The sequence below is a fragment of the uncultured Salinicola sp. genome (genome assembly GCF_937921195.1).
Lineage (GTDB): Bacteria > Pseudomonadota > Gammaproteobacteria > Pseudomonadales > Halomonadaceae > Salinicola.
On sequence record NZ_CALFQK010000200.1, the window covers coordinates 1 to 15,026 of the forward strand.

A 15,026-nucleotide genomic window follows, 5' to 3' on the forward strand; every position below is an offset into this window, starting at 1 on the left:
CTGGCGCACATCGAGGTAGGCCTTGCCTGTCGTGACGATCCCCAGGCGGCGCTGGCAGAGCAGGTGATTCACTCCGAAGAGGCGTTGTCCGGTCCACTGACGGCGCTGCAGGCGTTGCTGCACACCCAGCAGCGGCCGCCACGCCTCGAGCTGAGTCACGTCGATGACGGCGCGCTGCTGTACGAGCCCAGCGCCCGCGAGGCGTCGCTCTACCGGGGCTGGGCCGAGGCCTGCGAGGTCGAGATCGACGAGGATGCCGCGCTCGGATTCCTGGGCGACCCCTGGGTGACGGCACCGCAGTGGCTGCAGGCGCTGTGCTCGAATCCGGAGTGGCTCGACGCACCTCGCGTGATGCAGGCGTTGACGCTGGCGCTGGCCAGCCGCTTCGGTAGCCTGCCGTGGATGGTCGATACCTTCTTCACGCCATTGGCCGAACGCTACGGCTTCTGGCTGAGCCAGCTCGAGGACGCCGGTGGGACGTTCTCCTGGCACGACGCGGACAATGCCACGCTACTGCGGACCGGGCTGGCGCTGGTCATCGGCATGGAGCGGGGCGCGGGCCAGGAGGCGCGGCGACTGGCCCAGCGGCTGCTGGCACTGGACGAGGAGGACAGCCTCGGCCTGCGCGAGCTGGTGATCGATCAGCTGCTGCGCGAGGGGCGTGACGAGCAGGCGCTGGCGGTGAGCGAGCAGGGCCCGGAAGGCGCCGAGATGCTGGGGGTGCAGATGGGCAGGGTGCTGGCGCTCTATCGCCTGACCCGGCACGACGATGCGCTTGCCGTGCTGCGGGAGGTCTACGCCTCCAACCCCTACATCCTCACGATCCTGTGCGAGGACAGGCCCCGTCCGGCGCGGCTCGGCGAGGACATGCCGGAGCCGGGGACGCGGGCGGAGGCGTGGCAGTACCGCCAGCTGATGCGCGACCAGTGGGTGGCCTCCGATGGCGCGCTGGAGTGGCTCGCCCGGCAGAGAACGTCCCTCGGCTGAAGGCTTCGGCGGGCTGCTCAGCGGCCCGACTCCTCGCCCTGGCGCCCGTCGGCACGCATCGACGGGCGCGCTGCCCTCTCCTGAATCCCCGGGCTCTCCTGAAACTCCGGACTTCCCTGAAACGCCGCGGCCGGGTGCCCGGTCGTTGAGCCGCCGGTATCGGCCTCCGCGCCATCGAGTGTCGGCAAACGTCGACTGAGCCACCAGGCCAGTGCCACCGCAGGCAGGCCCAGCAGGCAGACGATGCCGAAGAAGCTGGCGTAGCCGAGATCGGCCACCACCAGGCCGGAGAAGCCGCCGATGAACTTGCCGGGTAGCGTCATCAACGACGAGAACAGCGCGTACTGGGTCGCGGTGTAGGTGCGCGAGGTCAGGCTCGACAGGAAGGCGATGAAGACCGTGCTGGCGAGTCCGTTGGCCAGATTGTCCCCGGTGATGGCGACGACCAGCAGCGGCAGGCTGTCGCCGCCGGTGGCGAGCAAGGCGAACAGCAGATTGGTCAGCGCCACGGCGAGCGCGCCCACGACCAGCATTCGGCCCAGCCCGTAGCGAACCACCAGCAGGCCGCCCAGCACGCCACCGCCGATGGTCATCAGCACGCCGAAGACCTTGGTGACGCTGGCGATATCGCTCTTGGTGAAGCCCAGACTCAGGTAGAGCGGGTTGGCCATCGCCGCCATCGAGATGTCGCTGATCCGGTAGATGCCGATGAAGACCAGCAGCCACAGCGCCAGCCGGCCGTAGCGCTGGAAGAAGTCGCTGATCGGGCAGACCACCGCGGCGATCAGCCAGGCACCGGCCTGACGCTGCCAACCGGGCCGCTGTCGCCGCTGGCGCAGGAAGCGCTTCACCCGCGGATGAAACAGCACCACCGAGAGACTCTGGGGGCGTGGCGGCTCCGGCCGCACCAGCACGGTTATCACGCCCACCGACACCAGCGCGGCCATGCTCAGGTAGGCGACCGCCCAGGAAGCGGCGTCGGCGATGTAGAGCGCGCCCGCGCCGGCCATCACGATACCGATGCGATAGCCGATGATGTAGGTCGATGCCATGGCTGCCTGGATGGCCGCTTCGCCGGACTCGATACGATAGGCGTCGATGACGATGTCCTGGGTCGCGGCGCCGAAGGCGGTGAGCAGGGCGAAGGCCGCCACCAGCGGCAGGTGGCCGGCGGGGTCCAGCCCGGAGAGACCGAGCAGGCCGCCGCCGATCAGGGCCTGGCCCAGCAGCATCCAGCTGCGGCGCTGGCCCAGCCAGCGCCCAACCAGCGGTAGCCTGACGCGGTCGACGATCGGCGCCCAGAACAGCTTGATCGAGTAGAGCAGCCCCACCCAACTGAAGAAACCGATGGCGGCCACTTCGACGCCGCTGTCCTCGAGCCAGGCGGTGAGCGTCGAGAACACCAGCAGGTAGGGTAGGCCGGCGGAAAACCCCAAAAACAGCAAGGTCACGACCGGAGCCCGCAGATAGACGCGCAAGGATGTCAGCCAGTCACGTGGCTCGTGTTGCATGCAACCTCCAAAGGAATCGCTGCCTAAATGTCTGCGCAGGTGAATCGCTGCGTTGCGCTTCATCCTGCTCGCCGATCTATTCAGTGTTTCCAAGAAACCGGATCGACCCGCCGCGGGCGGACGAGTCGGATCGAAAATGGTACGCTAGATGGCCTGTCGCGTCTGGCCCGAATGCCGTGTCGGCGATCCCGCGATAGCGTGTGATATTGCCCCGGCAACGGGCGTGACGACATGGATTGTCTCTTTAGTGGCTGTGATCAGGAAGGATATACCGATGACCAGTGAGTCGACGCAGGACGGCGAGTCGCTACCCCGCTGGTACGTGATCCAATGCAAGGGCGGCGAGTCCTTTCGTGCCAGCGAACATCTCGACAACCAGGGCTACGAGGTGTTCCACCCGGTGCTCGAGGTCCAGAAGCGCCGGCGTGGCAAGCTGGCCTGGGTGGCCGAGCCGCTGTTCCCGCACTATCTGTTCATTCGTCTCGATCGAATGGCCAGCAACTGGCGGCCGATCCGTTCCACCCGTGGCGTATTGCGGCTGGTCAGTTTCGGCAACGAGCCGGTGTTCGTGCAGGATGCGCTGGTCGATACGCTACGCGACCGCGTCAGTGCCGACAGCAGCCGTGACCGCGCCAACGTCTACTATCGCCAGGGCGATATCGTCGAGATCACCGACGGGCCTTTCCGTGCGCTTCAGGCGGTTTTCGAGGCGCAGAAGGGCGAGGAGCGGGCCATCGTGCTGCTCAACCTGCTACAGCAGACCCAGCGTCTGGAAGTCTCCGTGGAGGCGTTGCGCAAGCATCCCTCCTGAGCCATCGATCCGACTGCCGCCAGTTCATCGCCACGAATACCACCCTCACTCTGGAGCCATCATGAGCCAGCTCGCCATCGAGCCGTCCCACGTTGCGACCCTTCACTACGTCCTCGCGGACGAGCGCGGTCGCACCCTGGACGATTCCCGGGCGCGTCAACGACCACTCGAATATCTTCACGGCCACGGCAACCTGTTCCCGGCGCTGGAGAGCGCGCTGGCCGCCCGGCGGGCCGGCGAGCGGCTGCGTGTCACGCTGGCGCCTGGCGACACTTATGGCCAGCGCGACGAAGCGCTGGTCAGCGTCAGCGCGCGCTCGGCTTTCCCGCAGGATCAGCGACTCCAGGCGGGCCAGCGGTTTCAGGCTCAGGGCCCGGACGGCCCGCGCACGGTCACGGTCGTGGCGGCCGACGACACGCGGGTCACCGTGGATGCCAATCATCCGCTGGCGGGGGAGACGCTGACCTACGACATCGAGGTGCTGGAGGTGCGCGAGGCGACGCGGGCCGAACTGGCCAAGGGCCATCCGCTCCCACCGGGGACGTCACATACCGAGGTCGAGGATCGCAAACGCTAGCTGTCGCCGGAACTGGAGTCAGCGATCGACCCACCACCGGGTGAACCAGGCCTGCATCACCTGCTCCGGGTAGATCGTGCGGCCCAGGCTGCCGTTGTAGCGCGCCAGCGCGCGGGTCCAGTCCCCCTGCTCGCGCTCGAGATAGTGCGCGAGAATGGTGCAGCCGTAGCGAAGGTTGGTGTCGATATCGTGAAGGTCGTCCTGGGGGCGGCCGAGCTCGGCTTTCCAGAACGGCATCACCTGCATCAATCCCAGCGCTCCGGCCGGCGAGACCGCCGTGGGCTGGAAACGGCTCTCCACATCGATCAACGCCAGGACCAGCTCTGGCGGCAGGCCGGCACGCCGGGCTTCGGCGTGGATTCGCTCGAGCAGGGTCAGCCGCTGGCGGCGAGAGGGGTAGGCCTTGGGCTGCCGCCTGGCCAGCCGCGACTGCATGTCCAGTAGCCATACCTGGGCGTCGAAGGCGTCCTCGAACCCGTCGGGCTCCGCCATGACCCGCGACAGGGCATCGAGCAGCGCCTGGGAGAGCGGCTCGTCGATCTCGCTTGCAGTCTGCTCCCCGGCATTCGCGCTGGCGGCGACGAGCCAGGTCGTTGCCGCCAGCGCGAGAAGAGACCTTGTCACGAGCTGGCGCGTGATCAGGCGAACCTGGCGTCGAGGAAGTGTCGGAGCTCGTCCACCGCCACCATGGTGACCTCGCTGTCGCGACGACCCTTGTATTCCAGCTCGCCGTTGTCGAGTCCGCGATCGCCGACCACCAGGCGATGAGGGATGCCCATCAACTCCTGATCGGCGAACTTCACGCCGGGGCGAAGATCGCGATCGTCCAGCAGCACATCGATGCCGGCATCGGTCAACTCCTGGTAGAGCCTGTCGGCCGTTTCGCGAACCCGATCCGACTTGTGCGCGTTCATCGGCACGATCGCCAACTGGAAGGGGGCGATGGCATCGGGCCAGATGATGCCGCCGGCGTCGTGGTTCTGTTCGATGGCTGCCGCCACCACGCGGGTGATGCCGATACCGTAGCAGCCCATCCACACGGTCGCCGGTTGACCGGTGTCATCGAGCACGGTGGCGTTCATGGCCCGCGAATACTTCTGGCCGAGCTGGAACACGTGGCCGACCTCGATGCCCCTGGTGATCGACAGCGTGCCGTTGCCATCCGGCGACGGATCGCCTTCGACCACATTGCGCAGATCCGCGACTTCCGGCAGCGGCAGGTCGCGCTCCCAGTTGATGCCGAAGAGATGTTGATCGTCGACGTTAGCGCCCGCACCGAAGTCGCTCATCAGCGCGACGCTGTGATCGACGATCAGTCGCAGCGGCAGCCCGACCGGTCCCAGCGAGCCGGGGCCCGCGCCGATGGCGGCCCGAATCTCCTCCTCGCTGGCCATGGTCAACGGCGCCGCGACGGCGTCGAGGTTCTCGGCCTTGATCTCGTTGAGCTGATGGTCGCCACGCACCATCAGCGCGATCAGGCCGCCGCCGGCGGCATGCACGATCAACGTCTTGACGGTCTTCTCGATGGGCAGGCCGAACCCATCGACCAGCGCCGCGATCGTGCGAACGCCGGGCGTGGGCACCTGGCGCATCGTTTCCTGCGGGGCAGCGCGCTCGGCGCCCGCGGGCGGCAGCGCCTCGGCCTTCTCGATATTGGCGGCGTAGTCCGAGCCGGTGGAGAAGACCACCGCGTCCTCGCCGGAATCGGCCAGCACGTGGAACTCGTGCGAGCCGGTACCGCCGATGGAGCCGTTGTCGGCCAGTACCGGACGGAAATCGAGGCCCAGGCGGGTGAAGATCCGGACGTAGGCGTCGTACATGCGCTGATAGGACGCCTTGAGACCGTCTTCGTCGGTATCGAACGAGTAGGCGTCCTTCATGATGAATTCGCGCGAACGCATGACACCGAAGCGGGGGCGGATCTCGTCGCGAAACTTGGTCTGGATCTGGTAGAAGTTGGTCGGCAACTGCTTGTAGCTGCCGATCTCGCGACGCACCAGGTCGGTGATGACCTCTTCATGGGTCGGGCCCACGCAGTAGTCGCGCTGATGACGATCCTTGAGGCGCAGCAGTTCGGGACCGTACTCGTCCCAGCGGCCGGACTCCTGCCATAGCTCCGCGGGCTGTACCGCGGGCATCAGCACCTCCTGCGCACCGGCCCGATCCATCTCCTCGCGAACGATGCGCTCGACCTTGCGCAGCGTCCTCACCCCCACTGGCAGCCAGGTGTAGAGCCCCGATGTCAGGCGTCGGATCATGCCGGCTCGCAACATCAGTTGATGGCTGACGATCTCCGCGTCCGCCGGAGTTTCCTTGAGGGTCGAGATCTGTAATTGGCTGGCACGCATTGGGTGTTCTTTCCTGTATTCATCGGCGTCGAGCGGAACGCGCCTGTAGGGACATGGCGTGATCTGCAGTCGTTCTCAGGCTGGCCAGTATAGAGATGGGAACTGCCGACGGGGAGGGGCCGACGCTAAAAAGCTCCGTCCCCCGGCCAGTGCGAACCCGACGGTGAGATTGGCCTTTCCACTCCCGCAATCTTTTCTATAGTGAAAGTCAGGGTCGCATCCGGCGTCGTCGGAGAGGCGAGCGGAACAGGACACCATCGAACATCCGTCGTTGGCGGCCCGCGCCGGAAGGAGGTGTTTCATGATTCATCACGTCTGGGGACTGCTCACGCATCCCAATCGCGAGTGGCAACAGATCCGCGGCGAGAACGAGACCGTGTCGCACTTCTACGGTTCCCACGTGCTGCTGATGGCCGCCATTCCGGTGGTCTGCGCTTTCATCGGCACGACAGTGGTGGGTTGGCACTTCGGCACCACGGAGACCGGGATGGCGAAGACGGTGAGCGTATCGCCATCGACGGCCGTGCTGCTGGCCATCATCTTCTATGCGCTGATTCTGGGTGCCGTGTGGCTGATGGGGAACGTCATCCACTGGCTGGCGCGCCGCTATCCCGAGCGTCCCGACTTGAGCCATTGCGTCGTGTTCGCGGGATACATGGCGACACCCATGTTCCTGAGCGGCGTGGTGGCGCTCTATCCACTGGTGTGGCTGTGCCTGCTGGCCGGCATCGCAGGGCTCTGTTACACGGTGTATCTCGTCTATGCGGGACTGCCGTCGTTCCTGGGCATCGATCAGCACGAGGGGCTGCGGGCCTCGAGCGCCGCGCTCGCCATTGGCGTGCTGGTGCTGGAAGCCCTGCTGGCCATTACCGTGCTGCTGTGGGGTTACGGCGCATCACTGGTCTGATCCGGTAGTCCAGCGCCTGTCGAGGCGCCCGACCGGAGTTCGGGCGCCACTTCTGGAGACGCTCGGCCAGGTTCGATGCCTGGACGGATGGTGGGTGATGGATTAGGTTACCTTGCGTCACCAACTGTCACTGGAACTCTTCAATGCTTTCTCTGTTGCGACGTCTCGTGGTGGGCGCGGTCGTGTCCGGGCTCGTCCTCTCGCTTGCCGGTTGCGGTACGCTTTTCTATCCCGAGCGCAAGGGCCAGCTCCAGGGTCGCATCGATCCTGGCGTGGCGATTGCCGATGGGTTGGGACTGCTGCTGTTCATCATCCCCGGCGTGATTGCCTACGCGGTGGACTTCTCCAACAACACCATCTATCTGCCGGGTTCCGCCGACGCCTCGGTCGATCGCGTCCACTACGACGGCCAACTGGACAGCGCATCGCTCGCTACCTTGATCGAGACGCGTACCGGGAAAGATATCGAGGCCGGGGAGCCCGCGGTGGTGGACCGGGTGGAAAACCTGGATCAGGCCTTCTCCAGAATCGAATTTGATCGTCGCAACGCGATGGGCTCCTGAGTCTGCCGCGTTTTGCTAATCTTCTTGTCTGGCGTGTGGAATCATTCCGTCGTCAGCCTCGCTGCGCCACTGATAGGGAGATTGGTCATGCGTACGTTCGAATGCCATCACTGCAACCCGCCGAGTCGGCTGTTCTTCGATAACACCCGGTGCGTCGTCTGCGATGCGGAAGTCGGCTGGTGCCCCTCGTGCCAAGCCATCGCGGCGATGATCCCGGACAGCGAGGTCGGCTACCGTTGTGCCAACCCGGGGTGTGGCCAGGCCCTGGTCAAGTGCTTCAACTTCGCCAGCGAGGGCGTCTGCAACCGGATGCAGACCCCGGAAGATCACGCGGCTTACGGTGGGCTTTGCGACTGCTGCCGACACAACGCGGTGATCCCCGATCTCTCGGTCGAGGGCCATCGGGCACGCTGGGCAGCCCTGGAAGCCGCCAAGCGGCGGCTCTTCTACACTCTGGATCTGATCGGCCTGCCGCATCCCGCTCCACAAGACGAATCGCCATTGCCGCTCAGTTTCGCGTTCATGGCGGATGCCATGCCGGACGCAGGCCTGTGGCGATCGACCGGCAGTGGCGAGAAGGTCTACACCGGCCATGCCCAGGGGTTGATCACGATCAATCTGAAGGAGACCGACGACGCGGAGCGTGAGCGCCTGCGCGTCGACATGAACGAGTCCCACCGGACCCTGATCGGCCACTTCCGTCACGAGATCGGCCACTATTACTGGGACCTGCTGATCAAGGGGCAGGACGAGGAGGGGAGCCGTGCCGTCTTCGGCGATCACGACGACCCGACCTATGCCGAGGCGCTGGAGCGCTACTACGAGCAGGGGCCCGCGCCGGACTGGCCGGCATCCCATGTCTCTGCCTATGCGACCATGCACGCCTGGGAGGATTTCGCCGAAACCTTTGCCGCCTACCAGGACATCGTCGCCGTGCTGGACACGGGCGACAATCTCGGCATGCGCCGTGCCGAGCACGATGGCGGCATCGACGGCATGATCCTGGCCTACCAGCAGATCGGCCTCGCGTTGAACGAGCTCAATCGCGAGATGGGGTTGCTGGACATGGTGCCGCTGGTCATCACGCCACCGATCCGCGACAAGCTCCATTACATCCATGGAGTGGTGTCGCGAGGCGCGACGACGGCCCAGGCCTGAAGGCTGCTTCAAACGCGGGCGGATGCGAAACGACGGGTGACCCGATGAGGTGATCTCATCAGGTCATACGGGCTGGCTGATGCAGCCGTCTCGGCTGCGGTTCTGTCGGAAGGTGTCGAATCCGGCGGTCGTTCCGATCAGTCGTCGTCATCGTCGTCCAGCATCGTCTGCTCTTGGGTTTGCGACGACTTGACCGGCCGTTCGCTCACCGCGAAGTAGGCGCTGGCGATCGCTTCGTGGAGATTGTTGAAGCCGATCTGGAACTCGTCGATCAACCGGTGCAACTGATCCGGAGCCCGTGCCAGCGACTGCACGTCCGCTTCGGCGACTTCCGCGCGGACCAGGGCGGCGACCGCCAGCGGCCGGTCGTGATTGGGCAGCGACTGCAGCTCCCAACTGACCTCCTCCAGGCTGCGCAGCACGGACCGGGGCAGCGCGCGATTCTGCAGCAGAAAGCGCAGCACGTCCGGTCCTCTCACCCGCAGTCTCACGTTCTGGCGATACATCTGATAGGCCGTCAGCGACTTGAGCACGCTCATCCACTGCAGGTGTTCGAACGGAATCAGCTCCTCGGGGTTGCGGGGGAGCAGGTTGCCGGAGCGCACATCGATGATCCGCGTGGTCATGTCGGCGCGCTCGAGATGGCGCCCCAGCGAGAGGAACGTGCGGGCTTCGGTATGGCTCAAGGTGCCCTCGATCAAGCCGGTCAACGTCTGGCACGCCCGGGTGACGCTCTTGAGAAATCCATCGCGCTGGCGAGGTTTCATGCCGGCCTGGGTCTGTTCGCTGATCTCCAGATAGCAGTGATTGATCTCTTCCCAGATTTCCCGTGGCACCACGTCGCGGGTGGTGCGCAGGTTTTCCCGGGCGTTGGCCAGTGACGACAGGATCGAGCTGTCGTGTTCGCGTGACAGGCAGAGGAAGTCCACCACATTGCGCTCGTTGCGTTCGTCGAACAGCGTATCGAAGACCTCGCCACTGCCGGTGATGTCGATCAGCGTCGACCAGCTCAGCGCCGCCTTGCCGGGCATGTCGAGAAGCAGGTTGCTGTTGACGCTGATCAGCCGGGCAGTGTCCTCCGCGCGTTCGACGTAGCGTGCCAGCCAGTATAGGTTCTCGGCGACTCGTGACAGCATGGCCTCACTCCCCCTCGGTTTCGACGATCCAGGTGTCCTTGCTGCCACCGCCCTGGGAAGAGTTGACGACCAGCGAGTCCTTGACCAGCGCCACGCGCGTCAATCCACCCATGGTGACGTGGGTTTCGGGGCCGGACAGGATGAACGGCCGCAGATCGACGTGGCGGGGCTCCGGAGCGCCGTCGAACAGCGTCGGCGCGGTGGACAGGGCAAGCGTGGGCTGCGCCATGTAGTTGCGCGGATCGGCCTCGATGCGCCTGGCGAACTCCCGACGCTCCTCCTCGGTTGCCCGCGGGCCGATCAGCATGCCGTATCCGCCCGACTCGTTGGCGGGTTTGACCACCAGCTCGTCGAGGTGATCGAGCACGTAGCGGCGGTCCTCCTCGAGCATGCAGAGGTAGCTGGGCACGTTGGGGATGGTCGGCTCCTGGTCGAGATAGTACTTGATCAGCCTGGGCACGAAGGCGTAGACCACCTTGTCGTCGGCGACGCCGGCGCCGGGGGCGTTGGCCAGCGCCACCTTCCCCGCCCGCCAGGCGCGCAGCAGCCCCGGCGTGCCGAGCAGGGAATCCGGATGGAAAGCCTCCGGATCCAGGAAAAGATCGTCGACGCGCCGATAGATCACATCGACCCGCTTGAGCCCATCGACGGTGTGCATGTGCACGATATCGTCATCGTCCACCATCAGATCGGATCCCTGGACCAGCTCGACCCCCATCTGCTGGGCGAGATAGGCGTGCTCGTAGTAGGCCGAGTTGTAGATGCCGGGGGTCAGGACCACGATCTGCGGTTCATCGTTGGGGCGGGGCGACATGCTGGCCAGCATGTCGTAGAGCTGGGCGGGATAGTCGTCGACCGGAAGAATGCGGCCGGTCTCGAACAGCTCGGGCAGCACCCGCTTGGTGACGTTGCGGTTCTCCAGCATGTAAGAGACACCGGAGGGCACCCGCAGGTTGTCCTCGAGCACGTAGATCGTCCCATCGCCATCGCGAACCAGGTCGGAACCGCAGATATGGGCCCAGACGCCATGGGGCGGGTCGATCCCCCTGCACTGGGGGCGGAAGTTGACCGACTGGGCCAGGACTTCCCTGGGCAGTATGCCGTCCTTGACGACCCGCTGATCATGGTAGAGATCGTCGATGAACAGGTTCAGCGCATCGACGCGCTGCTTGAGCCCCGCCTCCACGATGCGCCACTCGTTGGCAGGGATGATGCGGGGGACGATGTCGAAGGGCCAGGCCCGGTCGATGGTGCTGCCCTCGGAGTAGACGGTGAAGGTGATTCCCATGGTGCGGATGGCGACTTCCGCGGCGATCTTGCGTTCGTTGAGCTCCTTGGAGGTGAAGCTGGCGAGGATGTCGCAGAGCGGCTTGGCCGCTTCCCGGGGGACGCCATTGGTGCTGAGCAGTTCGTCGTAGAAGTGCTGGTTCGAATAGTGCGTCCAATCCACATTGGCCATGGGGGGAGACTCCTGTCGGCGGGGTCGAAGACGCATTTGTTGAGTGTTGTCGCGTCGCCCATTGCGGCAAAACCGTGTATATAAAGAGACGGCATGCACGATCAAGCATAGTGAGGGGCCTATGTCGCTGTCACGCTAAATGCCCACGCTGTTAGCCTGAATTTGCTCAATCCTGCGTCGCGGAGCCCACGACGAGCCCCTCATTCGACCGAAGAGATCGCCATGACCCTACGTGTTGCGCTGTCTCACCGTACCTCCTACGTGTTCGATCGTCCGGTCACTCTCTCCCCGCACCTGATCCGGCTGCGGCCTGCGCCGCACTGCCGCACGCCGATCGAAGCCTACTCGCTGGATATCTCGGCCAAGCCGCACTTTCTCAATTGGCAGCAGGATCCCTTCGGCAACTTCATCGCCCGGGTGGTATTTCCCGAGCCACTGACGCGACTCGAGATAGCGGTCGAAGTGATCGCGCCAATGACGGTGGTCAACCCGTTCGACTTTTTCGTCGAGGACTACGCCGAGCGTTACCCGTTCGACTACCCGGAAGCGCTACGCAAGGAGTTGGCGCCATACCTGGAGATTCGGGAGCACGGCGGGCGATTGGCGGCCTGGTTGGCCGAGGTGCCCCAGGGCGACTTCGCCATTGCCGATTTCCTGGTGCGGCTCAATCAGCGCCTGCAGCAGGACGTTCGATACCTGGTGAGGATGGAACCGGGCGTACAGAGCGCGGAGGAGACCCTGGAGAAGGCCTGCGGTTCGTGCCGGGACTCCGCCTGGCTGCTGGTCCAGATCGCCCGCCACCTCGGCTTGGCGGCGCGTTTCGTCTCCGGTTATCTGGTGCAACTGACGGCGGACGTCAAGGCACTGGAGGGCCCGTCAGGCACCGATACCGACTTCACCGATCTCCATGCCTGGACCGAGGTGTTCGTCCCCGGCGCCGGCTGGATCGGGCTCGACCCGACTTCGGGCCTGCTGGCGGGCGAGGGGCACATTCCGCTGGCCGCGACACCCGAACCGACCAGCGCCTCGCCGATCGTCGGCTACTCCGACGAGTGCGAGGTGACGTTCGACTTCGCCATGAGTGTGGAGCGCATACACGAGGATCCCCGCGTCACCCGACCCTACAGCGAGGAACAGTGGCGCGCGATCGACCGGCTCGGCGAGCAGGTGGACCGCCGCCTGGAGGCCGGCGACGTACGCTTGACCATGGGGGGCGAGCCGACGTTCGTCTCCATCGACGACATGGAAGCCGACGAGTGGAACACGGCCGCTCAGGGCGCGACCAAGCGCAAGCTCTCCGGCCAGTTGCTCAAACGCCTGCGTCGCGCCTTCGCGCCCGGTGGCCTGCTGCACTATCGCCAGGGCAAGTGGTATCCGGGCGAGCTGTTGCCGCGCTGGGCGCTGGCCTGCTACTGGCGTGAGGACGGCGTGCCAGTATGGCGCGACGAGCGCTGGCTGGCGGACGAGAGCGCCGTGCCCGGCTACGCCGCCGCGGATGCGTTGCGCTTCGGCGAGGCGCTGGCGGTGCAGTTGGGCGTCGACCCGAGCCACCTGCTGCCGGGGTACGAGGATGCCTTCTACTACCTGTGGCGCGAGCAGACGCTGGCGGTGGACCTGGATCCTCGCCAGCACGATCTCGACGACGACGAGGAGCGCCGTCGTCTGGCCCGGCTCCTGGAGAGCGGGCTCGGCAAAGTGACGGGGTATGCGCTACCGCTGCGCTACGCCCCTCGGCTGGATGGCTGGCAGAGCGGGACGTGGCCGCTGCGGCGCGATCACCTCTACCTGATTCCCGGCGACTCGCCGATGGGGCTGCGGCTGCCGCTGTCGTCGCTACCCCAGGCGGCGTTCCGGGGTGTCGACCAGCCGCGGTCGCTGTGGGCGCCGCCTGTGGCCATGGCCGACCCGCACGGCGGCGTGACGCGCCATTACCACGCGGTGAGACACGCGACGGCGAGGCCTGACGCGGAGGAAACCGATGCGCAGCGGGAGAACGCCGAGAGCCTGCCCTATAACGCGCTGAACGGTCGCCATCGCGCTGACGTGGACTCCGCCGCCGCTGCGCCCAACGACCAGCCCGACGTCATCGGCACGACTCTGTGCCTGGAAGCGCGTGACGGGCAGCTCTATGTCTTCGTGCCGCCAGTCACCGAGATCGACCACTATCTGGCGTTGATCGCGGCGATCGAGCAGACGGCCACAGAGCTCGAGATGCCCGTGTTCATCGAGGGCTATCCGCCGCCCGCCGATTCCCGGCTCAGGCAGTTCATGATCACTCCGGATCCCGGCGTGATCGAGGTCAATGTCATGCCGGCGCCGAGCTGGGAGGCGCTGGTCTTCCAGACCGAGACTCTCTACGAGGAGGCCAGGCAGACACGTCTGGGTGCCGAAAAATTCATGCTCGACGGTCGCCACACCGGCACCGGTGGCGGCAACCACGTCACCCTGGGCGGAGCGACCCCGGCGGATTCGCCGTTTCTGCGACGGCCGGCGCTGCTGGGCAGCCTGGTCAGTTACTGGCAGCGTCACCCGGTACTCTCCTATCTCTTTTCGGGGCTGTTCGTCGGACCCACCAGCCAGGCCCCACGCGTGGACGAAGCGCGCCACGAATCGCTCCACGAGCTCGAGATCGCGCTGGGCCAGTTGCGCCGGGAAGAGGCCCCGCAACCCTGGCTGGTGGACCGGCTCTTCCGCCACCTGCTGACCGATCTCACCGGCAATACCCACCGCGCCGAATTCTGCATCGACAAGCTCTACTCGCCGGACAGCGACACCGGCCGGCTGGGGCTGCTCGAGCTGCGCGGATTCGAGATGCCGCCGCATCCGCGCATGAGCCTGATGCAGGGCTTGCTGATCCGCGCGCTGGTCGTGCGTTTCTGGGATCGGCCGGCGTACGGCAACCTGGTGCGCTGGGGCACGGCGCTGCACGACCGCTGGATGCTGCCTGACTATCTCTGGCGCGATCTGGAGGAGATACTGGTCGATCTCGGCAACGATGGACTGGCCTTCGAGCTGGCTTGGTTCGCCCCGTTTCTGGAATTCCGCTGCCCGGTTCTCGGGCGCGTGCAGTATCAGGGGGTCGAGCTGGAGCTACGCCAGGCGATCGAACCGTGGCATGTGCTCGGCGAGGAGGCCGCCGGCGGTGGCACCTCGCGCTACGTGGACTCTTCGGTGGAGCGGCTGCAGGTGAAGGTGGGCGGCATGAGCGGCGATCGCTACGTGGTGACCTGCAATGGACATCGCGTGCCGTTGAGAGCGACGGAGCGCAATGGCGAGGCGGTGGCCGGGGTACGCTACCGCGCCTGGCAGCCGCCGTCGGCGCTCCATCCCCTGATACCGGTTCATGCGCCGCTGGTGTTCGACATCGTCGATACCTGGAATCGGCGCTCGATCGGTGGCTGCACCTATCATGTCGCGCATCCGGCCGGGCGCAACTTCGAGGATTTCCCGGTCAATGCCAACGAGGCCGAGGCGAGGCGCCTGGCCCGATTTCTGCCCCATGGCCATCGGCAGGGCATCCACGACGTGCCCGACTGGTCGGTCAGCGCGGATTATCCGTTCACCCTGGA

11 protein-coding genes and 1 pseudogene are annotated in these 15,026 nt (G+C 65.7%); 7 read left to right on the forward strand and 5 right to left on the reverse strand.

What is annotated here, in order from left to right; all coding sequences use genetic code 11:
* Positions 1-987 (forward strand): annotated as a pseudogene (locus Q0602_RS23310) (zinc chelation protein SecC); the annotation flags it as partial.
* Positions 988-1,004: 17 nt separating this feature from the next.
* Here Q0602_RS23310 and Q0602_RS23315 read toward each other — a convergent pair.
* Positions 1,005-2,498 (reverse strand): MFS transporter, encoded by a 1,494-nt coding sequence (locus Q0602_RS23315; protein ID WP_298848446.1) that lies wholly within the window; start codon positions 2,496-2,498, stop codon positions 1,005-1,007.
* Between the two features lie 274 nt (positions 2,499-2,772).
* On the opposite strand from Q0602_RS23315, the gene rfaH reads away from it, so the two are divergent.
* Both rfaH and Q0602_RS23325 read left to right on the forward strand, forming a co-directional pair.
* Positions 2,773-3,309 (forward strand): transcription/translation regulatory transformer protein RfaH, encoded by a 537-nt coding sequence (gene rfaH, locus Q0602_RS23320; protein WP_295037508.1) that lies wholly within the window; start codon positions 2,773-2,775, stop codon positions 3,307-3,309.
* A 61-nt stretch (positions 3,310-3,370) separates the two neighbouring features.
* On the forward strand, positions 3,371-3,886 hold the full coding sequence (locus tag Q0602_RS23325; RefSeq protein WP_295037509.1) for a peptidylprolyl isomerase: 516 nt from the start codon (positions 3,371-3,373) through the stop codon (positions 3,884-3,886).
* Positions 3,887-3,904: 18 nt separating this feature from the next.
* Here the strand turns inward: Q0602_RS23325 and Q0602_RS23330 are convergent, their stop codons facing one another.
* Together Q0602_RS23330 and Q0602_RS23335 are read right to left on the reverse strand one after the other, a co-directional pair.
* Positions 3,905-4,510 carry a lytic transglycosylase domain-containing protein gene (locus tag Q0602_RS23330; protein WP_298848449.1) on the reverse strand — a complete coding sequence of 202 codons (606 nt, stop codon included), beginning with the start codon at positions 4,508-4,510 and terminating at the stop codon, positions 3,905-3,907.
* A 14-nt stretch (positions 4,511-4,524) separates the two neighbouring features.
* The gene (locus tag Q0602_RS23335; RefSeq protein WP_298848451.1) at positions 4,525-6,234 is read right to left on the reverse strand and encodes a proline--tRNA ligase; all 1,710 of its coding nucleotides are present in this window, start codon (positions 6,232-6,234) and stop codon (positions 4,525-4,527) included.
* A gap of 301 nt (positions 6,235-6,535) precedes the next feature.
* On the opposite strand from Q0602_RS23335, the gene Q0602_RS23340 reads away from it, so the two are divergent.
* The 3 genes from Q0602_RS23340 (at position 6,536) to Q0602_RS23350 (ending at position 8,862) form a co-directional block, all read left to right on the forward strand.
* Complete coding sequence (locus Q0602_RS23340; protein ID WP_295036260.1) at positions 6,536-7,141, forward strand: Yip1 family protein; 606 nt, start codon at positions 6,536-6,538, stop codon at positions 7,139-7,141.
* 143 nt (positions 7,142-7,284) lie between these two features.
* Positions 7,285-7,704 carry a hypothetical protein gene (locus Q0602_RS23345; RefSeq protein ID WP_298848453.1) on the forward strand — a complete coding sequence of 140 codons (420 nt, stop codon included), beginning with the start codon at positions 7,285-7,287 and terminating at the stop codon, positions 7,702-7,704.
* 87 nt (positions 7,705-7,791) lie between these two features.
* Entirely contained in the window at positions 7,792-8,862 is a 1,071-nt protein-coding gene (locus Q0602_RS23350; RefSeq protein ID WP_298848456.1) for a putative zinc-binding metallopeptidase, read from the forward strand.
* A 137-nt stretch (positions 8,863-8,999) separates the two neighbouring features.
* Here Q0602_RS23350 and Q0602_RS23355 read toward each other — a convergent pair whose 3' ends face one another.
* Complete coding sequence (locus Q0602_RS23355; RefSeq protein ID WP_298848458.1) at positions 9,000-9,998, reverse strand: alpha-E domain-containing protein; 999 nt, start codon at positions 9,996-9,998, stop codon at positions 9,000-9,002.
* Between the two features lie 4 nt (positions 9,999-10,002).
* Positions 10,003-11,457 (reverse strand): circularly permuted type 2 ATP-grasp protein, encoded by a 1,455-nt coding sequence (locus Q0602_RS23360; protein WP_295036256.1) that lies wholly within the window; start codon positions 11,455-11,457, stop codon positions 10,003-10,005.
* Positions 11,458-11,679: 222 nt separating this feature from the next.
* Here Q0602_RS23360 and Q0602_RS23365 point away from each other — a divergent pair.
* Positions 11,680-15,026, forward strand: a 3,347-nt coding sequence (locus Q0602_RS23365; protein WP_298848461.1) for a DUF2126 domain-containing protein, incomplete at its 3' end; no start/stop codon positions are given.